Here is a 17,807-nt window from a genome sequence, read left to right as displayed (position 1 = left end):
CGGTGGGGACCCCGGCCGATCGGCCGGGGTCCCCACCCGTGTCGGGTCCGAGCACCCATGGTCCCCGGAGGGACCCGATCTGGTCGTCCAGGCCGACAACGCCGACTTCCTGCCCACCTTGCCCGATGGCGCGTTCACCGTGGTCTACCTCGATCCGCCGTTCAACACCGGGCGCAAGCAGTCCCGCCAGGCCACCACGATGGTCCGCAACACCGATGGCACCGGTGACCGGGTCGGGTTCAAGGGCGCCAGCTATTCGACCATCCGGGGGGCCCTGCATAGCTACGACGACGCCTTCGATGACTACTGGGCCTTCCTGGAACCGCGGCTGATCGAGGCCTGGCGGCTGTTGGCCGACGACGGCACCTTGTACCTGCACCTGGATTTCCGTGAGGTCCACTACGCCAAGGTGATGCTTGATGCCATCTTCGGCCGGGAGTGCTTCCTCAACGAGATCATCTGGTCCTATGACTACGGCGCCCGGTCCAAGAGCCGCTGGCCTGCCAAACACGACAACATCCTCGTCTACGTCAAGAACCCTTCGAGGTACCACTTCGATTCCGTCGAGGTCGACCGCGAACCCTATATGGCTCCCGGTCTGGTCACTGCCGAGAAGGCGGCCCGCGGCAAGCTGCCCACCGATGTCTGGTGGCATACCATCGTCTCGCCCACCGGCAAGGAGAAGACCGGCTATCCCACGCAGAAGCCAGTGGGCATCCTGCGCCGGATCATCGCCGCGAGCAGCCGCCCGGGAGACTGGGTGCTGGACTTCTTCGCCGGGTCCGGGACCACCGGGGCCGCCGCCTCCCAGTTGGATCGGCGGTTCGTCTGCGTGGATGCCAATCCCGCGGCGATCGACACCATGCGTACGCGCCTGCCCGAGCAGACGGATTTCCGCCGGAGCTGACCAATGCGCCGCCCCGGCCTCGACCGGTCGACGCCGTTAACCACGAAACGGCCGTGGCACCCCAGGAGTACTGGTGGTGCCGGCGGCCGTCGGCTCCGGCACCCCGCAGGGCACCGGAGCGTGGGGTCCCCCCAGAACGGGTCAGACCATCGTGCGGTCGTCTCGACGTGCCTGGCGCCATTCGCGCAGGAAGGCCCGCGCGATGACGAACAGTGTTCCGGCCACGATCACCGGCCAGATGAGCATGTACACGGTCAGGATCATCGGTTCCATGTCGTTTCCTCCTTCAGGATCAGGAATGCGTTTCGGCGGCATCGACGTCGGTCTGGGCCGCTGCCGGCCGATCCGACGGGTCGAAATCGCCGACGGTGTCCTTGATGGTGTCGAAATCGAATTCCATCGAGGACCGGGCGGACATCACATAGCACAGCACCGTGGAGACCGCGTAGGCGACGAGCGATCCGCTGAGGACCGCGTAGTCGTGCAGGTGCCCGAAGGCGAAGGGCGCAACGGCCAGGGTCGCGATGATGCCACCGATCCGTGCCACCCGGCCGCCGAAGAAGCCGAAGAGCATCAGCCCGAGCACCACGCCGACCCCGACGATCGACAAGACGTCGACCGTGTAGCCCCAGAGCCCGTCGACGGGGATCCAGGAGAAACGCACGGGGATGAAGATGGCCAGGGCGACGATCACCGAGGTCACGAAGGCCATGTTCGTGACCTTCTTCCAGTAGAAGCTGGAGATGACCGGGAAGACCAGGCACCCCCACAAGGCGCCGACGAAGACCAGCAGGTCCAGGATGTTCAACGCCCCGCTGGCGAAGTACAGCCCGGCGCCGGTGGCCAGGACCATGGAGACGCGGCCGACCAGGAGCATGGTCTTCGGGTTAACTTCGCCCTTCTGGGCCACGTTCTGCCCGTAGATATCGGCCATCATGATCGAGGACAGGGCGCTCAGGTCGGAGTCTGCCGTCGAGGACAGCGCCCCGATGATCATCACCAGGAACAGGCACAACAACACGGGTCCGAGGTAGGTCGCTGCCATTTCGGGGATCAGGTTGTTCAGGTCCCCGCCGGTGGGGGTGATGCCCAGGTACAGCGCCATGACACCGAGCATGCCGATGCCGATGATGGTCGCCCCGTAGCCGACGGTGGCGGTGACGAAGGTCTTCTTGATCAGGTCCTCGCGCACGGCAAAGAGCCGCTGGGCGATGGTCTGGTTGCCGATGGCGTAGGCCAGCACCGCCGCGATGTAGGGCGCGCCCTGGTTCATGAAGGCCTCGGAGGAGAAGAAGTTCCCCTGCTGGGGGGTCACGTTCGCGGCCCCCTCGACGAACATGTTCGTCCCGCCTGCGGCGAAGAACACGACCGGGATGATGACCACGACGGCGCCGAGCATGGCCAGCACCTGCGCGAAGTCGGTCAACACGGAGGCACGGAAGCCCGACCACAGCGAATACAGCAGGGTGCCGGCGGCGACGGTGAGGATCCCCTGCTGGAAGCTGAAGGGCGAAAGCAGGCCGATCAAGGCACCGCCGGCGATGAAGTTACTGGTCAGGCTGATGAGGCTGCCGACGACGTTGGAGCCGGCGAGCATCAGCTGGCTGCCTCGGCCGTGCCGGGCGTGCATGACCTCGGCCAGGGTGTGGGCCCGGGGCGCCACGGAGCGGATGCGCTTGCCGAAGGGGTAGATGAACAGGATCATCAAGGCGCCCCAGAGGCCGTAGTGGATGGGGCCCGAAATGCCGTAGGTGTAGCCGGAGGTGGCCGAGGCATACATCGACGAGGCCCAGATCCAGGTGGCCGTCATGCTCGCCGCGGAGATGCCGAAGCCGATGTTGTTGCCCGCGGTCATGTAGCCGTCCGCGTTTTCCTTCTTCTTGCTGATCCCGAGGGTCATCAGGAATGTCCCCCCGTAAAAAAACACCAGCAGCCCGATGACTAGCCATCCACTCAGCTGCTGGAGCTCCGCACCATTCGGTGTCATGCTGCTCCTCTTCTCACGGGGTCGGCCACCGGATGCCTCCCCTGGTCGCAGCGCGCCGGCCCGGTTTAACGGGCGCCATTGCCACGCCGCCGTGAGGCGGGCTTCGTCCGGTGCGGACGCATTCAAGGCGCGCATTCCACCCGGACCTAACCGGACCTGCAGGGCCGCTGTTGGCGCGGCGCGTGCGGCTACCCGGCTTTCGGGTCAAGGCCACTCAAACGGCGGAGGCCATGGTGGGGCCTCCCGTGGAACCGGGGGTCGTCCAAGCACTCGGATTCGTGCTCGACAAGGTTGCCTGGAGCAACCCCCTACGTCGGTGACACTATCAGAGTGCGGAGGTAATTCCCGCCAGCCGGAAATCCAGGTGACTGATGAGTCAGGTTTTCGGCATCCCCACCGGGGCGGTTCCGGTGCCTGCTTCGAGGATTCGTCGGAGCATGTCCACGCTGGTGGAGTTCTCACCCAGCCGGTTGGGCTTGCCGGTCCCGTGGTAGTCGCTGGAACCGGTCACGATCAGATCATGCCGGGCCGCGAGCGAGTGCAGGAACCGGCGCCCCTGGTCCGAATTATCCCGATGGTCGATCTCCAGCCCGAGCAGACCGGCCTGGATCATCTCGTCGAAGACCTCCGGTTCGACCACCCGGCCACGCAGCTCCGCCATGGGGTGGGCGAACACGGGTACTCCCCCGGCGGCCCGCACCAGTTCGACGGCCCTGACGGGGTCCACGGCGTAGTGCCCCACGTAGTAACGCGATCGCGAGGTCAACACGGTGGCGAAGGCCTCGCTTCGGCTCGACACCACCCCGGCCGCGACCAGGGCATCGGCGATATGCGGCCGGCCCAACGTCGCCCCGGGGGCGGACTGCTCCCCCACCGCCTCCCAGGTGATCGGGTAGTCCTCGGAGATCAGTTCAACCATCTTCCGGGCCCGGTGGATCCGCGCATCACGCGCCTTGTCGATCTCCACCAACAATTCCCCATGGCCCGGGTCGTGCAAATAGGACAGCAGGTGCACACTGACCCCGCGGGCGGTCTTGCAGGAGATCTCCATCCCGGGAACCAGCCCCACGCCGGTCTCTAGCGCAGCGGTGGCGGCCTCGGCCCATCCGGAGGTCTGGTCGTGGTCGGTCAGCGCGACGACGTCCAGGCCGGCGGCGGCCGCCGCGGCCATCAGCTGCGACGGGGTTTCGGTCCCGTCGGAGACATTCGAGTGAGCATGCAGATCGATCAGCATTCCTCCAGCCTACCGGCGCCTTGGTGTATCGGCCCGGCTTTGAGAACATGGAACGGTGATGACTCAAGCGAACAACACCCCCGGCAGCGATCAACCACTCGAGGAACGCGTGAACAACCGTTCACAGCGCCCGTCCTCGCAGGCCTTCAAGGACTTCATGGGGTCCCAGTGGGCCCCCTCCACCGAAGCCACCTCCCCCGGCCCCGACGCCGTGGCCCCCTATGCGGCCGCCCGGCGCCGCGCCCTCTCGGCCAAGTTCCCCGGTGAACGCCTGGTCATCCCGGCCGGACCGTTGAAGGTCCGCTCCAACGACACCGACTACCGTTTCCGCCCGCACTCCGGATTCGCCCACCTCACCGGGCTCGGCGTCGACCACGAACCCGATGCCGTCCTGCTTCTGGAACCCACCGAGGAAGGCGCTGGAGACGACGGCGGAAACCATCGGGCGACCCTCTACTTCCGTCCCATGGCCGGCCGCGACACCGAGGAGTTCTACTCCGATGCCCGGTCCGGGGAATTCTGGATCGGCACCCGTCCGACCCTCGACGTGTTGAAGGCCCGGCTGGAACTGCCCACCGCGCATATCGACGCCGAGCTGGAGGAGGCCATCACCACCGGTGCCGGCGCCACCGAGATCGGCGGGATGCGGATCCGGCTGCTGCGTGATGTGGATCCGAACTGCGACGCCCTGGTGGATACCTCCCGGATCAATACCGGGGTCGATCTCGAAGCCTCGGACCGCCTCGACGGCGAACTCTCCGAAGCGCTCTCCGAACTGCGCCTGGTCAAGGACGACTGGGAGATCGAGCAGATGCGTGCCGCCGTGGAGGCGACCGTCAACGGGTTCCACGACGTCGTCGGCGAACTCCCGCGCGCCATCGAGCATAAGCGGGGCGAACGCGTCGTCGAAGGCGCCTTCTTCGCCCGGGCCCGCGAGGAAGGCAACGACCTCGGCTACGACACCATTGCCGCCTCGGGCAACAACGCCACCGTCCTGCACTGGATCCGCAACTCCGGCCAGGTGAACACCGGGGACCTGTTGCTGCTCGATGCCGGCGTCGAGGCCGATTCGCTCTACACCGCGGACATCACCCGGACCCTGCCCGTGAACGGCAAGTACTCCGAGGTCCAGCGCCGGATCTACCAGGCGGTCCTGGACGCCGCCGATGCCGCCTTCGAGGTCGCCCGCCCCGGGCGCAGGTTCCGCGAGCTGCACGAAGCGGCGCTGAAGGTCCTGGCCGAGAACCTGGACGCCTGGGGACTGCTGCCGGTTTCCCTGGAGGAGGCACTCTCCCCCGACGGACAGCACCACCGCCGCTGGATGCCGCACGGCACCAGCCACCACCTCGGGCTGGATGTCCATGACTGCGCCCAGGCCAAGCGGGATCTGTACCTCGATGCCGTGTTGGAGCCCGGCATGGTCTTCACGATCGAGCCCGGCCTGTACTTCAAGTCCGAGGATCTGGCCGTCCCCGCGGAGTACCGCGGCATCGGCGTCCGCCTCGAGGACGACGTCCTGGTCACCGCCGACGGCTGCGAAAACCTCAGCGCGGCCCTGCCACGCACGGCCGAGGACATCGAATCCTGGATGGCGGGAATCTACTCGGCCGACGCCCAGTAGCCTCCGCCGCGGATCAAAGAAGGCCGGTTCCTCCCCGTGGGGAGGAACCGGCCTTTGGTCTTTTCCGCCACTGGTGGGCGGCTGCCCCGGGCCCCGGGGCGCGTCAAGGCTGGGGTTGCTGGTCCGTGCCGCCGGTCTGGTCCTCGCCTTCCGCCGGGGCCTCGGGTTCCTGTTCCGGGGTGACCCGCACCCCGTACTGCGGACGTCCGTCGGGCAGATCGGAGTACGACGTCGAGGACCGCGGTGCCGTGTCCGCACCGGAGGCGGTCCCGGCCTCGGAGGTGCCGTGCCCCTCGTCCTGGCCGGTTCCGCCCGGGGCCGGGCTCGGCGCCGGGGCCACGGGGCCGCCCGTCGGCGTCCCGGCATCGGGGCCGGGGCCCGCCGGGCCGCCCTGTTGGCGCGGGGGCGCCCAGGCGGGGGTGACCTGCTGGGCCTCGACCCGGCTCATCGGCAGTTTCGAGGCCATCTGACGGGCCGCTGCGGCATGCTCGAACGCGACGACGACGTCGTAGCTGGTGGCCATGACCTGGCTGGAGGAGGAGAAGTCGCGCTTCCCCTTGCGGAACGAATAGCTGACCACCCCGACGATCATCCAGATGGCCATGCCCAGCCCCACCGAGGAAAGGATCTGGGTGAGTCCGCCTTCGGGACCGAAGATGCTCAGGATCAGGCCCACGAAGATGCCGAACATAGCCCCCTGCGCGGCCCCCGCCAACGCCACTTTCGGGTAGCTCAGTTTCGCGGTGACCCGTTCCACCGTCATCAGGTCGTTGCCGATGATGCTCACCCCGGCGACCGGGAAGTCGTGGTCCGCCAGGTAGTCGACCACCTTCTGGGCATCCAGATAGGAGTCGTAGCGGCCCAGGATCTCCCCGCGGGGAGGTCCCAGTTGGGCGGAGGCGTTCCGATTGGTGCCGGTTGTTGGGCTCATGCTTCCATTCTGCCTCCTCAACGCGTGGACGTGGGGTGTTATCGCTCCCGGTGAACCGGTGCGCCGCCTCCCGGTGCATCCCTGACGGGCCGGGGTCCCAGCCGGTAGCCTAGGGAGGGTGAGCAGCTCATCGAACAAGGTATTCATTGCCCGCTTGCTCGGCCTCGATGTCTTCGACCCCCTGGGGGATCGTCTGGGCCGGCTGCGTGATGTCGTGGTGCTCGATCGTGGTCCGCGCAAACAGGTGCTGGGCGTCGGCCTGGTCGTCGAGGTGCCGGGCAAGAAACGGGTGTTCGTCCCGATGACGCGCGTGCAGGCCATGGAGGCCAGCCAGATCATCTGTTCGGGGCTGGTCAATCTGCGCCGCTTCCAGCAGCGCGGTGCCGAGACCCTGGTGGTCGCCGAACTCTTCGACCGGGTCGTCGCCTTCACCGACGGTTCCGGGGAGGCCACCGTGGAAGACATCGGACTACAGAAGCTACGCAATGGCGATTGGGCCCTCTCGGACTACTACGTCCGGCGCGGCGCGGATCCGGCCGGCGGGTTCCGCCCCCTGCGTCGGCTCTCACGCGGACACCGCGTGCTGGTGTCCTGGAACGAGATCGTCCACGGCAACCGGGACGATCCCCAGGCGGCCACCCAGTTCGTGGCGGCCCACGAGGAACTCAAACCGGCCGACTTCGCCGAGGCCCTGCATGAAATGAGCACCAAACGCCGCCTTGAAGTGGCCACCGAACTCCAGGATGACCGCCTGGCCGATGTCCTGCAGGAACTGCCCGACGAGGAGCAGGTCCAGATCCTGTCCTTCCTCGACATGGATCGAGCCGCCGTCGTCCTGGAGGAGATGGACCCCGACGATGCCGCCGACCTGCTCCACGAACTGGAGGAGGTCCAGCAGGAGGCGTTGCTGCAGTTGATGGAACCCGAGGACGCCGACGACGTCCGTCGCCTGCTCGAATACGAGGAAAACACCGCCGGCTCGATGATGACCCCGGTGCCGATCGTCCTGCCGCCCGAGGCGACGGTCGCCGAAGCCCTGGCCAATGTCCGCCGGGAGGAGATCAGCCAGGCACTGGCCTCGAGCGTCTATGTCTGCCGTCCGCCCTTGGAGACCCCGACCGGGAGATATCTGGGTATGGTCCACATCCAGGCGCTGTTGCGCCATCCCCCGCCGGAACCGGTGGGCAACATCCTGGACAACGATCTCGAGCCGGTGCTCGACACCACCGACGTCAGTGAGGTCTCCCGGATGCTGGCCGCCTACAACCTCACCTCGATGCCGGTGGTGAACCGGGAGGGCCGGTTGGTCGGGGCGGTCACCGTCGATGACGTGCTGGACCACATCCTCCCCGAGGACTGGCGCATCCATGACGGGAAGATCCAGTCGACGGGAGCAGGCAACCATGGTTGAACCACATAAGAACGGTTCGGGACTGGACACCCCGCTCGGGGCCAGGTCCCGGCTCTGGCCCCGCGTTTCACCGAACCCGGATGCGTTCGGCAAGGCCACCGAGGGCTTTGCCCGCTTCATGGGCACCCCGGCCTTCCTGGTCTACATGTCGATCTTCTGCATCGTCTGGCTGGCCTGGAACACCTGGGGGCCGGACTCGCTGCGTTTCGACTCGGCGGCCTTGGGATTCACCGCCCTGACACTGATGCTCTCGTTGCAGGCCTCCTATGCGGCTCCGCTGCTGCTCCTGGCCCAGAACCGCCAGGACGACCGGGACAAGGTCTCGCTGACGGAGGACCGCAACCGGGCCGAACGCAACCTCTACGACACCGAATACCTCACCCGCGAGCTCGCCGCACTGCGGATCGCGCTGCGGGATGTAGCCACCCGCGACTATGTGCGCAGCGAGCTGCGTTCCGCCTTGGAGGAGCTCGTCGAATCCAACGACGGGGACGACATCCGGCTGCGCGGGAAGGCACCCAAACGCAAGGAGAAGGTCTCCGAGGCGACCACCACGCTGCCGCGGGTGCGGGCAGCACGGCCCGGCCGCCCGACCACGGGCGGGACCGGGAACAACACCGAAGGGAAGACCGAGTAGTTTGACCGAACCCGATATCATAGGCCCCCTGGCCACGGCCGTCCACGAGGCCCTTGCCGAGGTCCAGGACCCCGAACTCCGCCGGCCGATCACCGAACTCGGCATGGTCGATTCCATCCGGGTCGACGAGGACGGCACCGCCCACGTGCGCGTCCTGCTGACCATCTCCGGCTGCCCGTTGCGCCAGACGATCATGGAGGACACCGCCGCGGCGGTCCGCTCGGTGCCGGGGATCACCGAGGCACAAGTCGAATTGGGGGTGATGTCCCCCGAACAGCGCGGGGCATTGAAGACCGGGTTGAAACGCCATGTCATCCCGTTCAGCGAGCCGGGCTCGTTGACCCGGGTCATCGCCGTGGCCAGCGGCAAGGGCGGGGTCGGCAAATCGAGCCTGACCGTGAACCTGGCCTGCGCCATGGCGGCCGACGGACTGCGGGTGGGCATCATCGACGCCGATGTCCACGGTTTTTCGGTCCCCGGGCTGATGGGAATCACCCAGGCACCGACCCGGATGGACGAAATGATCCTGCCCCCGGTCGCCCACGGGGTCAAGGTCATCTCCATCGGCATGTTCATCGAGGGCAACCAGCCGGTCATCTGGCGCGGGCCCATGCTCCACCGCGCCCTGGAACAGTTCCTCACCGATGTCCACTTCGGTGATCTGGACGTCCTGCTGCTCGATCTGCCGCCGGGCACCGGGGACGTGGCGATTTCCGTCGGGCAGCTGCTGCCCGGGTCCTCGATCCTGGTGACCACCACCCCCCAGGCGTCGGCGGCGTCGATCGCCGAACGCGCCGGGGCACTGGCGAGCCAGACCGGGCAGCAGGTCATCGGGGTGGTGGAGAACATGTCGTGGTTCGAACTACCCGACGGAACCCGCGTGCACCCCTTCGGCTCCGGCGGAGGGGAACTGCTGGCCCAACGGCTGGCGACCTCCTTGGACACGGAGGTCCCCTTGCTGGGCGAGGTGCCGCTGGATCAGCGCCTGCGCGAGTCGGCCGATGCCGGGATCCCCATCGTGGTGGCCGAACCGGAGTCCGCCGCGGCCGGCGAAATCACGGCCATCGCCCGGAAACTGACGCACCGGCCCCGAGGTCTCTCGGGGATGAAGCTGGACGTCACCCCGCGCGAGGGCTGAAAGCCCTCCACGGCCCCGGCAGGAGGCGGTGGCCCCACCGCTGGGTTCAGGTGGCCTCGAGGTCGAAGGGAGCCGGCTCGTTGGCCTGGAGGGCCTGGCCTCCGGTCCGCTCCGGCCCGGAGGCGCCCAGGGCCTTCTGGCGACCGGCGGCGGGCAACGGTTCCCGGGCGGCAGCCACGACGTCGTCGGCGTCATCAAGGAGTGCGTCCTTGATGATCTTGCGGGGGTCGTATTGCCGGGGGTCGAGCTTGCGCCAGTCCATGTCGGCGATCTCGTCGCCGACCTCCTCCCGGAGCTGTTCCTTGGCGCCGGTGGCCATCTTGCGCACTTCCTTCACCAGGCGCGCCAATTGCTGCGCATAGACCGGGAGTTTGTCAGGGCCCAGCACGAAGACCGCCAACACCACGAGAATCAGGAACTCGCCACCGTTAATTCCGAACACGTCTAGAGATTACCCGCTCGGCGCCGCTGCCCCGAACTCCACGCCCCCGCCCGGCGTTGTCCTCGCCCCCGGGACGGCTCCTGCCTGGACATCAGTAATCCGTATCCAGGACCAGCAAGCGTGACATCCCGCGCCCGAGCCGGGCCAACATCCCGTCGGTCCCCTCCGCGTGCGGGGCCAGCCGGGCATGTTCGGTGGCCACGATCCGATGCTTCACCGCGTCGGTGCCCGGACCATCCAGCGAGGAGCGCAGCGAATAGGTGGCATCGCGCATATCCAGTTCCATCCCGCCGTCAACGGCGGCCACGGAAACGGCTTCGCCGTCGATGCTCTGCAATTGGGATTCTTGCGCGCCGATGGCGTGGGTCCGGGGCTGTTCCGGCGCGGTGGTCGGCTGGAACAAGGATGATTTGAGTAGTCCGGCATCCCGGGTCCGTGACTCGGTCAGCACCACCTCGCCCTGGTCACCGGTGAATTCCAGCGTCACCTGATCGATTCCCCCGGTCCGGCTGCCGGTGGCCCGGACCAGTTCCAACCCGGCCGGGGACATGGTGGGGCAATTCCAGCCGGCGGCCCGCAGGGTCCCGAGATCGGAACGACTCAATTCGGTTCCCGTGCCCGACCAAGCGCCAGCCAACGGCCCATGGCCATCGGTGGCATCCTGGACGGTTCCGCCGAGCACCCATGCGGCACAGACCACGGCGGTCAGCATCGCGGCCATGGCCGTCGCCGCCAGCCCCGGGGCCAGGGAGCGCAGACGGGAACTGTGCCCATCGGCATCCAGCGAGGCCTCGGCGAACGCCGTCGGGGTCCCCATGGACCAGGGTCCCTGGCGTAGACGTCCCATGAGCGCGTCGTCGGGTGTGGCCTCCCCGGCCGTGCTGCCCAATGACTGGAGTCGGCGTTTGAGCCTGCGGCGGTCCTCGAGCCTCAGCCGGCAGTCGGCACACCGCCCGACGTGGTGTTCCAGCGCCGCCCGCTGGCGGTCGTTGAGTTCCCCGTCGAGATAGCCGTCGATGCGTTTACCGTGTCGATGCATCGTCAGCGCGCCTCGGATACCGCGGGCCCCACCTTTGGTCGGTTCTGGGTTGCGGTGGGTTTGGGGGCCCGGTGGGCCAGCTTGACGCGCAGTTGCGAACGGCCCCGGTGGATGCGTGAACGGACGGTCCCCAGTTTGATGCCAAGGGTTTCGGCCACTTCCTCGTAGGACAGCCCCTCCAGATCGCACAGCACGACGGCGGCGCGGAATTCGGGGGCCAGCTCATCGAGGGCCAGGTGGATGTCGACGTCGAGGTTGTTGAATTCGAAGGTCCGCTCCGGGCCCGGGTCCGCTCCGGGCAGGCGCGTTTCGGAATCCTCGGCGAGGGCGTCGAAACGGATGCGGTTGCGGCGGCGGGCCTGATCGAGGAAGAGGTTGGTGGTGATCCGGTGGAGCCATCCGTCAATCGTCCCCGGGGTGAAGTTGTGCAGCGAGCGGAAGACCCGCACGAACGTCTCCTGGGTCAGGTCCTCGGCATCGAACCGGTTGCCCGTCAGACGGTAGGCCAGCCGGAAGACCTTGGAGGAGTGGTTCTGGACGATTTCGTCCCAGGACGGAACGCCCAGCTCCTGCTCGGCCTGCGGGGAGAGGGCTCCGTCTTCTTTGCTTCCTTTGACAATCACGGTGTCAATTCTTCCCGATCATCCTGTGAGCAGGCTGAACAAGCTCTGGGCATATGCCGCCACCGCGACAACCCCGCGGCGGCGCTAGGATGGTGCGGGGCCCACCGGCCCCCACCGCACAACCACGAACCGAGGAACTTCGCACCCCATGAGCTCCGACAAGCACAGTAGCTGGTCCTATACCGAAGCACTGCCCGTCGAGGACGACGTGATCACCCGAGCCCGGGAACGCGCCTATGAACTGGGCGTGGATCCCGTGGGTCCGGGCATCGCCTCGTTGTTGCAGGTCCTGGCCGCGAATTCGAAGGCCCGCACCGTCGTCGAGGTCGGCGCCGGGGCCGGGATCTCCGGCCTGAGCCTGCTGCGCGGGCTCTCCCCGCAGGCGGTGTTCACCACGATCGACATCGACGTCGACCATCTCAATGCAGCACGTCAGGCCTATCTGGATGCCGGCATCCCGGCCAACCGCACCCGCACCATCGGAGGACGGGCCCGCGACGTGCTCCCCCGTCTGACCGACGGCGCCTACGACCTGGTGTTCATCGACGCCGATAAGCAGAACCTGATGGAATACGCCGAGCACGGGGTCCGTCTGTTGCGTACCGGTGGAATGCTCATCATCAACGACGCACTCGACGGGGACCGGGTGCCCCAGCCGGCCGTCCGGGACCGCAGCACCGTCGCGGCCCGGAACGTCGGACGCATGCTACGCGATAATGAAAATCTGGTGGTCAGCACCGTCCCCACCGGCAGCGGCCTGCTCCTGGCGGTCCGGGCCGGCTGATCCGCGCTTCGCGCGGCCTCGCCCGGGGCCCGGGTAGGCAAAAAGGCAGGAACACGGCGAATGCCGTTCCTGCCTTTCTGTGTGAAGAATCGGGGGGGAACTACTCCGTGACACCCACGAGGCAGGCCTTCAACTCGGCAGCCTCCTCGGCGTTCAGTTCCACCACCAGGCGTCCTCCGCCATCAATCGGAACCCGCATGATGAGGCTACGACCCTCCTTGGTAACCTCCATGGGGCCATCCCCGGTACGCGGTTTCATCGCAGCCATTAATGCTGACTTCCTTCCTGCATGTCACGGTCCCACCGGGCCCGCGGATCGTCGCTGACGAGGATGGCAAACACCACCGCGTCTTGTTCAACCTGCATTTCATATTATTCAGGAGATTTCTCCGTGGCGCTAATCACAGGTCCCTGCCGTGTCGCATCGAGTTCGTCATTGAGTCGCCCGATTTCCTCGGTGAGCACCCCGATGACCTCGTCGACCTGGTCGCAGCGGTACCCGCGCAGCCCCACCCCCAGCCGCATGCGGGCGATGTCCTCCGGCCCAGGATGCGCCGGAAGCAGCACCGGGGGCAGCGACGGGACCGGTTCGGCCAGCCCCAGGATCCCGTCGGTCGGGGTCGGAGAGGATCCCGGCACCCGACGCCGGGTCCCCACCGCGAAGAAGACCACCACTCCGATGAGCAGGACGCCGACGAACACCAGGAGGTATTGCATCGCTAGGCCTTGCCTGCCGTCGGCCGTGCGCCGCCGGTGACCTGGCGGACCGCGTCCTCCACGTCGTCGGTCACATGGATGAGGTCCAGGTCCGAGGCGGCAATGGCGCCCTCCTCCGCGACGGTGTCACGCAGCCAATCGACCAGCGGGCCCCAATAGGCGCTGCCGACCAGCACGATCGGGAAGCTGGTGACCTTCTGCGTCTGGACCAGGGTGAGCGCCTCGAAGAGCTCATCGAGGGTCCCGAAGCCGCCGGGGAGGACCACGAAGCCCTGCGAGTATTTGACGAACATGGTCTTGCGGACGAAGAAGTACCTGAAGTTCACCCCCAGATCGACCCATTCGTTCATTCCGGTCTCGAACGGCAATTCGATCCCGAGCCCGACGGAGACGGCGCCGGCTTCGCAGGCCCCCTTATTCGCGGCCTCCATGGCCCCGGGGCCGCCCCCGGTGATCACGGCGAATCCGGCTTCACCCAGCAGTCGTCCCGCATCCACCCCCTGCTGGTAGCGCTCCGAGTCGTGGGGTGTGCGCGCCGAGCCGAAGACGCTGATGGCCGGGCCGAGTTTGGCCAGGGTGCCGAACCCCTCGACGAACTCACTTTGGATCCGCAATACGCGCCAGGGGTCGGTATGGGTGAAGTCCTCGCCCGACGACCTGGATTCAAGCAGCATCCGGTCGGACTGGTCGACGTTGGCCTGGTCCCGTCGCAGGACCACAGCGCCTTTTCGGCGGGCAATTTCCCGCAGTGCATTGATCGTCTGACGTGGGTTTGAAGAGTCTGGCATGGTTTCAGCCTATCGTCGTCGACAAGGGATGGCAGGCGAGGTGGACCGGACTTTGTAAAGATTCGGTCACCAAGGTGCCAACTACCCATGGTGTGCTGCGTTACATCGGCTACTGTCATGGCATGAGCAATTCATCCCGCAGCGGCACCGGGGCCTCCTCGAGCACCCCGGTCGTCAAGCTCGACCAGGTCAATAAGCATTATGGCCCCCTCCACGTCCTGCAGGACATCGACCTCGACGTCGCGCGCGGCGAGGTCGTGGTCGTCCTGGGTCCCTCCGGTTCCGGCAAGTCCACGCTCTGCCGCACCATCAACCGGCTCGAGACCATTGACGACGGGGCCATCTACATCGATGGCAAGAAGCTTCCCGAAGAGGGAAGGACCCTGGCCCAGCTCCGCGCCGACGTCGGCATGGTCTTCCAGTCCTTCAACCTCTTCGCGCATAAGTCGATCCTTGAGAACGTCACCATGGGACCGATCAAGGTCAGGGGGGTGAAGAAGGCCGAAGCCGTCAAACAGGCGATGGCACTGCTCGAACGCGTCGGGGTGGCCAACCAGAGGGACAAGCTACCGGCCCAGCTCTCGGGTGGGCAGCAGCAGCGGGTGGCGATTGCCCGGGCCCTGGCGATGCGTCCGAAGGTCATGCTCTTCGACGAGCCCACCTCCGCGCTGGACCCCGAGATGATCCAGGAGGTCCTGGACACCATGGTCGCCCTGGCCAAGGAGGGGATGACGATGATCGTGGTGACCCACGAGATGGGCTTCGCCCGCAAGGCAGCCGATCGGGTGGTCTTCATGGCCGATGGACAGATCGTCGAGCAAGCGACCCCCACGGAGTTCTTCACCAACCCGCAGAGCGACCGGGCGAAGGACTTCCTCGGAAAGCTCATCACCAACCACTAGCCCGGCCCCCCACGGGGACCGGATCACTCGCGACCGGGCATCACTACCCCGGTCACAACACAAGGAGAAGCACATGCGCAAGACCCATTACGCGATGGCCGCGATGGCCGCCGCTGCGGCCCTGACCCTGACCGCATGCGGTGGCGGATCGGGCGACGACGGCGGAGGCGGCGGAGACGGCGACAAGGTCAAGATCGGCATCAAGTTCGACCAGCCGGGCCTCGGGTTCAAGGACGGCGACGACTACAAGGGCTTCGATGTCGATGTCGCCAAGTACGTCGCCAACGAGTTGGGCTATGACGAGGGCGACATCGACTTCGTCTCGGCACCGTCGGCGAACCGCGAAACCATGTTGCAGAACAACCAGGTCGACATGATCGTCGCCACCTACTCCATCACCGACGATCGCGAGAAGGTCGTTGACTTCGCCGGGCCGTACTTCATTGCCGGCCAGGACCTGCTGGTGAAGAAGGACAGCGGCATCACCTCCCCCGAGGACCTCAATGGCAAGAACCTGTGCTCCGTCACCGGTTCGACCTCGGCCCGCAAGGTGAAGGATAAGTACGCCAAGAAGGTGAACCTCCAGGAACTTCCGGGCTACGCGGAGTGCGTGACCCAGATGGAAGGCGGAACGATCGACGCGGTGACCACCGATGACATCATCCTCGCCGGGCTGGCCGCCCAGCCGGCGTACCAGGGCAAGTTCGAACTCGTGGGCAAGCCCTTCAGCGAGGAGATCTACGGCATCGGTCTCCCGAAGGGATCCGATCAGTGCGAGGACATCAACAAGGCGATCGCCAAGATGATCGATTCCGGCGACTGGAAGAAGTCGCTGGATGCGAACACCGAAGGCACCGGCTACGAGCCCAATGCCAAGGTGAACCCACCGACGCCGGATCACTGCTCCTAGCAGTTCCCGGGGATGTCCCACCGGCTCCTGCCGGACCATCCCCCCATACCGGGTGGGGCACCGCTGCCCCACCCGGTAGCCCGCCCACGGTGCCGCCCCACGCGGCAATCCAGATAGAGGCAGACAGTGGATACATTTATTTCAATCTTCACCGAGTTCGACGTCGCCGGCGCGCTGTGGGTGAACATCAAACTCACGTTCTTCGCGGCCATCGGCGCCACTGTGCTCGGTACCATCCTGGCGATGATGCGCATCTCACCGGTGGCTAGTTTCGCTGCCATCGGCACCTCCTACGTCAACATCATCCGCAACACCCCGTTGACGATCATCATCCTGTTCGGCGTCCTGGCCCTCAACGGCCAGCTCGGCCTGGATCTGGGCGGGGGGTTCCAGCAGAACTTCTTCCGGCTCGCCGTGATGGGGCTGGCCATCTACCACGCGGCCTTCGTTTGCGAATCCATCCGCTCGGGAGTGAACACCGTTCCGCAGGGCCAGGCCGAAGCAGCCCGCGCCATCGGGTTGGCTTTCATGCCCGCGGCCCGCATGATCATCTTGCCGCAGGCCTTCCGTGGGGCCATCGTCCCGTTGGGCAACGTGCTGATCGCCCTGATCAAGAACTCCACCGTCGCCGCCGTGGGCTCCGTCTCCGTCGAAGCCTCGGCGACGATGGGAAACGCCCTCGACGCCCGTGGTGATATCGTCCTGCCCATCTTCCTGGCCTTCGCCGCCGGTTTCGTGATCATCGTGATCCCGGTCGGCCTGCTCACGACCTGGCTCTCCAAGAAACTGGCGGTGTCCCAATGAGTGCTTCCGTACTGTTCGACACGCCCGGGCCCAAGGCGCGGCGGAACATCATCCTCATCAACATCCTGGGTGCCGTGGTCATCGTCGCGGTCTTGTGGTGGACCATTTCCGGTCTCGCGGCCAAGGGCCAGATGGCCCCCGGTAAATGGGATGATTTCCTCGAGGCCAACACCTGGGTGGACTATCTGCTTCCAGGCCTGGCCAACACGCTGAAGGCTGCAGCCCTCGCCATCGTCGGTTCGGTGGTCTTCGGCCTGATCTTCGGCATCGGGCGCCTCTCGAAGAACAAGCTGATCAACGTGTTCTGCTCGATCATCGTCGAGTTCTTCCGCTCCGTGCCCGTGCTGCTGATGATCGTGTTCTTCAACATCTTCTTCTCGCGCAACCTGCAGATCAGCTCCGACAGTGCCATGTGGGCCGTGGTCGCCGCCCTGGTGTTCTACAACGGCTCCGTGGTCGCCGAGCTGATCCGCTCCGGGGTCCGCAACCTGCCCAAGGGCCAGCGTGAAGCCGGCACCGCAATCGGCCTGACCACCGGGCAGTGCCTACGCGCCGTGGAGATCCCGCAGGCGCTGGTGGCCATGCTCCCGGCTTTGATCAGCCAATTCGTGGTGATCCTGAAGGACTCGGCGCTGGGCTACATCATCAGTTTCAACGAACTGCTGTTCTACGGGAGGACCTATTCCTCGCCCAACGGCAACGTGCTCCAGGCCCTGATCGTCGTGGCCGCGGTGTTCATCATCATCAACTTCGCCCTCTCCAAGCTGGCCACGATCGTCTCGCGCCGGCTCTCCAGCCGTGGCGAAACGAAGACCAAGCCGGGTGCCCGGGCACTCGTGGGGGCCCCGGCCGGACTCGACGACGTCGAGCCCGGTGGTGGGGCCGGCGGAAGAAACCAGAACCGCTAGCCCGGCTGCGGGCCGCTCCCGGCT

Annotated in this window: 20 protein-coding genes; 10 read left to right on the top strand and 10 right to left on the bottom strand. The window is 66.4% G+C overall.

Translation table 11 applies throughout. From position 1 onward, the window contains the following. The first annotated feature begins 79 nt into the window (after nucleotides 1-79). Entirely contained in the window at nucleotides 80-907 is an 828-nt protein-coding gene (locus ACT3S6_RS12950) for a DNA-methyltransferase (protein WP_444555315.1), read from the top strand. A 141-nt stretch (nucleotides 908-1,048) separates the two neighbouring features. Here ACT3S6_RS12950 and ACT3S6_RS12945 read toward each other — a convergent pair whose 3' ends face one another. The 3 genes from ACT3S6_RS12945 to ACT3S6_RS12935 all read right to left on the bottom strand — a co-directional run bounded on the left by ACT3S6_RS12945 (nucleotide 1,049) and on the right by ACT3S6_RS12935 (nucleotide 4,128). Beyond that, complete coding sequence (locus tag ACT3S6_RS12945) at nucleotides 1,049-1,180, bottom strand: putative transporter small subunit (RefSeq protein WP_444555301.1); 132 nt, start codon at nucleotides 1,178-1,180, stop codon at nucleotides 1,049-1,051. Nucleotides 1,181-1,199: 19 nt separating this feature from the next. Next, the gene (locus tag ACT3S6_RS12940) at nucleotides 1,200-2,894 is read right to left on the bottom strand and encodes a sodium:solute symporter family protein (RefSeq protein WP_444555300.1); all 1,695 of its coding nucleotides are present in this window, start codon (nucleotides 2,892-2,894) and stop codon (nucleotides 1,200-1,202) included. A 376-nt stretch (nucleotides 2,895-3,270) separates the two neighbouring features. Further along, complete coding sequence (locus ACT3S6_RS12935) at nucleotides 3,271-4,128, bottom strand: PHP domain-containing protein (protein WP_444555299.1); 858 nt, start codon at nucleotides 4,126-4,128, stop codon at nucleotides 3,271-3,273. 58 nt (nucleotides 4,129-4,186) lie between these two features. Here ACT3S6_RS12935 and ACT3S6_RS12930 point away from each other — a divergent pair, with 58 nt between their 5' ends. Then, nucleotides 4,187-5,749, top strand: coding sequence for an aminopeptidase P family protein (locus ACT3S6_RS12930; protein WP_444555298.1), 1,563 nt, complete (start codon nucleotides 4,187-4,189; stop codon nucleotides 5,747-5,749). A 103-nt stretch (nucleotides 5,750-5,852) separates the two neighbouring features. Here the strand turns inward: ACT3S6_RS12930 and ACT3S6_RS12925 are convergent, their stop codons facing one another. Next, a complete protein-coding gene (locus ACT3S6_RS12925) occupies nucleotides 5,853-6,680 on the bottom strand; it encodes a general stress protein (protein WP_444555297.1) in 828 nt (275 codons plus the stop codon). 118 nt (nucleotides 6,681-6,798) lie between these two features. On the opposite strand from ACT3S6_RS12925, the gene ACT3S6_RS12920 reads away from it, so the two are divergent. Genes ACT3S6_RS12920 through ACT3S6_RS12910 form a run of 3 tightly spaced genes read left to right on the top strand, consistent with a single transcriptional unit; the run spans nucleotide 6,799 to nucleotide 9,866 of the window. After that, nucleotides 6,799-8,091, top strand: a complete 1,293-nt coding sequence (locus ACT3S6_RS12920; RefSeq protein WP_444555296.1) for a magnesium transporter MgtE N-terminal domain-containing protein — start codon at nucleotides 6,799-6,801, stop codon at nucleotides 8,089-8,091. Continuing rightward, entirely contained in the window at nucleotides 8,084-8,728 is a 645-nt protein-coding gene (locus ACT3S6_RS12915; RefSeq protein ID WP_444555295.1) for a DUF1003 domain-containing protein, read from the top strand. Before ACT3S6_RS12920 ends, ACT3S6_RS12915 begins: the two co-directional genes overlap by 8 nt. A gap of 1 nt (nucleotide 8,729) precedes the next feature. Beyond that, nucleotides 8,730-9,866 (top strand): Mrp/NBP35 family ATP-binding protein, encoded by a 1,137-nt coding sequence (locus ACT3S6_RS12910; RefSeq protein ID WP_444555294.1) that lies wholly within the window; start codon nucleotides 8,730-8,732, stop codon nucleotides 9,864-9,866. A 46-nt stretch (nucleotides 9,867-9,912) separates the two neighbouring features. Here the strand turns inward: ACT3S6_RS12910 and ACT3S6_RS12905 are convergent, their stop codons facing one another. The 3 genes from ACT3S6_RS12905 to sigE all read right to left on the bottom strand — a co-directional run bounded on the left by ACT3S6_RS12905 (nucleotide 9,913) and on the right by sigE (nucleotide 11,967). Continuing rightward, complete coding sequence (locus ACT3S6_RS12905; RefSeq protein WP_444555293.1) at nucleotides 9,913-10,308, bottom strand: sec-independent translocase; 396 nt, start codon at nucleotides 10,306-10,308, stop codon at nucleotides 9,913-9,915. Between the two features lie 91 nt (nucleotides 10,309-10,399). Beyond that, nucleotides 10,400-11,347, bottom strand: a complete 948-nt coding sequence (locus ACT3S6_RS12900; RefSeq protein ID WP_444555292.1) for a zf-HC2 domain-containing protein — start codon at nucleotides 11,345-11,347, stop codon at nucleotides 10,400-10,402. Nucleotides 11,348-11,349: 2 nt separating this feature from the next. Then, complete coding sequence (gene sigE, locus ACT3S6_RS12895) at nucleotides 11,350-11,967, bottom strand: RNA polymerase sigma factor SigE (RefSeq protein ID WP_444555314.1); 618 nt, start codon at nucleotides 11,965-11,967, stop codon at nucleotides 11,350-11,352. 151 nt (nucleotides 11,968-12,118) lie between these two features. On the opposite strand from sigE, the gene ACT3S6_RS12890 reads away from it, so the two are divergent. Further along, on the top strand, nucleotides 12,119-12,754 hold the full coding sequence (locus tag ACT3S6_RS12890; RefSeq protein ID WP_444555291.1) for an O-methyltransferase: 636 nt from the start codon (nucleotides 12,119-12,121) through the stop codon (nucleotides 12,752-12,754). A gap of 100 nt (nucleotides 12,755-12,854) precedes the next feature. On the opposite strand, the gene ACT3S6_RS12885 is transcribed toward ACT3S6_RS12890, so the two are convergent. The 3 genes from ACT3S6_RS12885 to ACT3S6_RS12875 form a co-directional block, all read right to left on the bottom strand. After that, nucleotides 12,855-13,022, bottom strand: a complete 168-nt coding sequence (locus tag ACT3S6_RS12885; RefSeq protein WP_086999611.1) for a DUF3117 domain-containing protein — start codon at nucleotides 13,020-13,022, stop codon at nucleotides 12,855-12,857. A gap of 104 nt (nucleotides 13,023-13,126) precedes the next feature. After that, nucleotides 13,127-13,471 (bottom strand): DivIVA domain-containing protein, encoded by a 345-nt coding sequence (locus ACT3S6_RS12880; RefSeq protein WP_444555290.1) that lies wholly within the window; start codon nucleotides 13,469-13,471, stop codon nucleotides 13,127-13,129. 2 nt (nucleotides 13,472-13,473) lie between these two features. Beyond that, complete coding sequence (locus tag ACT3S6_RS12875) at nucleotides 13,474-14,259, bottom strand: LOG family protein (RefSeq protein WP_444555289.1); 786 nt, start codon at nucleotides 14,257-14,259, stop codon at nucleotides 13,474-13,476. A gap of 122 nt (nucleotides 14,260-14,381) precedes the next feature. Between ACT3S6_RS12875 and ACT3S6_RS12870 the strand changes: the two genes are divergently transcribed. The 4 genes from ACT3S6_RS12870 to ACT3S6_RS12855 all read left to right on the top strand — a co-directional run bounded on the left by ACT3S6_RS12870 (nucleotide 14,382) and on the right by ACT3S6_RS12855 (nucleotide 17,783). Beyond that, the gene (locus ACT3S6_RS12870) at nucleotides 14,382-15,161 is read left to right on the top strand and encodes an amino acid ABC transporter ATP-binding protein (protein WP_444555288.1); all 780 of its coding nucleotides are present in this window, start codon (nucleotides 14,382-14,384) and stop codon (nucleotides 15,159-15,161) included. 73 nt (nucleotides 15,162-15,234) lie between these two features. Then, nucleotides 15,235-16,071: a glutamate ABC transporter substrate-binding protein gene (locus tag ACT3S6_RS12865; protein WP_444555287.1), complete on the top strand. Its 837-nt coding sequence runs from the start codon at nucleotides 15,235-15,237 to the stop codon at nucleotides 16,069-16,071. 126 nt (nucleotides 16,072-16,197) lie between these two features. Then, nucleotides 16,198-16,875: an amino acid ABC transporter permease gene (locus tag ACT3S6_RS12860; RefSeq protein ID WP_444555286.1), complete on the top strand. Its 678-nt coding sequence runs from the start codon at nucleotides 16,198-16,200 to the stop codon at nucleotides 16,873-16,875. Further along, a complete protein-coding gene (locus tag ACT3S6_RS12855; RefSeq protein ID WP_444555285.1) occupies nucleotides 16,872-17,783 on the top strand; it encodes an amino acid ABC transporter permease in 912 nt (303 codons plus the stop codon). Before ACT3S6_RS12860 ends, ACT3S6_RS12855 begins: the two co-directional genes overlap by 4 nt. The last annotated feature ends 24 nt before the right edge of the window (nucleotides 17,784-17,807 follow it).

This window comes from Arthrobacter sp. AOP36-C1-22, from assembly GCF_052377515.1.
In the GTDB taxonomy this organism is placed as follows: Bacteria; Actinomycetota; Actinomycetes; order Actinomycetales; family Micrococcaceae; genus Arthrobacter_H.
This window is presented reverse-complemented; position numbering and strand designations above follow the sequence as displayed.

Bases quoted from the DNA above. Each gene is read 5' to 3' on its own strand.
- ACT3S6_RS12945 (WP_444555301.1), bottom strand. From the start codon at position 1,180: ATGGAACCGATGATCCTGACCGTGTACATGCTCATCTGGCCGGTGATC.
- ACT3S6_RS12940 (WP_444555300.1), bottom strand. From the start codon at position 2,894: ATGACACCGAATGGTGCGGAGCTCCAGCAGCTGAGTGGATGGCTAGTC.
- ACT3S6_RS12935 (WP_444555299.1), bottom strand. From the start codon at position 4,128: ATGCTGATCGATCTGCATGCTCACTCGAATGTCTCCGACGGGACCGAA.
- ACT3S6_RS12930 (WP_444555298.1), top strand. From the start codon at position 4,187: ATGACTCAAGCGAACAACACCCCCGGCAGCGATCAACCACTCGAGGAA.
- ACT3S6_RS12925 (WP_444555297.1), bottom strand. From the start codon at position 6,680: ATGAGCCCAACAACCGGCACCAATCGGAACGCCTCCGCCCAACTGGGA.
- ACT3S6_RS12915 (WP_444555295.1), top strand. From the start codon at position 8,084: ATGGTTGAACCACATAAGAACGGTTCGGGACTGGACACCCCGCTCGGG.
- ACT3S6_RS12900 (WP_444555292.1), bottom strand. From the start codon at position 11,347: ATGCATCGACACGGTAAACGCATCGACGGCTATCTCGACGGGGAACTC.
- ACT3S6_RS12890 (WP_444555291.1), top strand. From the start codon at position 12,119: ATGAGCTCCGACAAGCACAGTAGCTGGTCCTATACCGAAGCACTGCCC.
- ACT3S6_RS12885 (WP_086999611.1), bottom strand. From the start codon at position 13,022: ATGGCTGCGATGAAACCGCGTACCGGGGATGGCCCCATGGAGGTTACC.
- ACT3S6_RS12880 (WP_444555290.1), bottom strand. From the start codon at position 13,471: ATGCAATACCTCCTGGTGTTCGTCGGCGTCCTGCTCATCGGAGTGGTG.
- ACT3S6_RS12875 (WP_444555289.1), bottom strand. From the start codon at position 14,259: ATGCCAGACTCTTCAAACCCACGTCAGACGATCAATGCACTGCGGGAA.
- ACT3S6_RS12870 (WP_444555288.1), top strand. From the start codon at position 14,382: ATGAGCAATTCATCCCGCAGCGGCACCGGGGCCTCCTCGAGCACCCCG.
- ACT3S6_RS12865 (WP_444555287.1), top strand. From the start codon at position 15,235: ATGCGCAAGACCCATTACGCGATGGCCGCGATGGCCGCCGCTGCGGCC.
- ACT3S6_RS12855 (WP_444555285.1), top strand. From the start codon at position 16,872: ATGAGTGCTTCCGTACTGTTCGACACGCCCGGGCCCAAGGCGCGGCGG.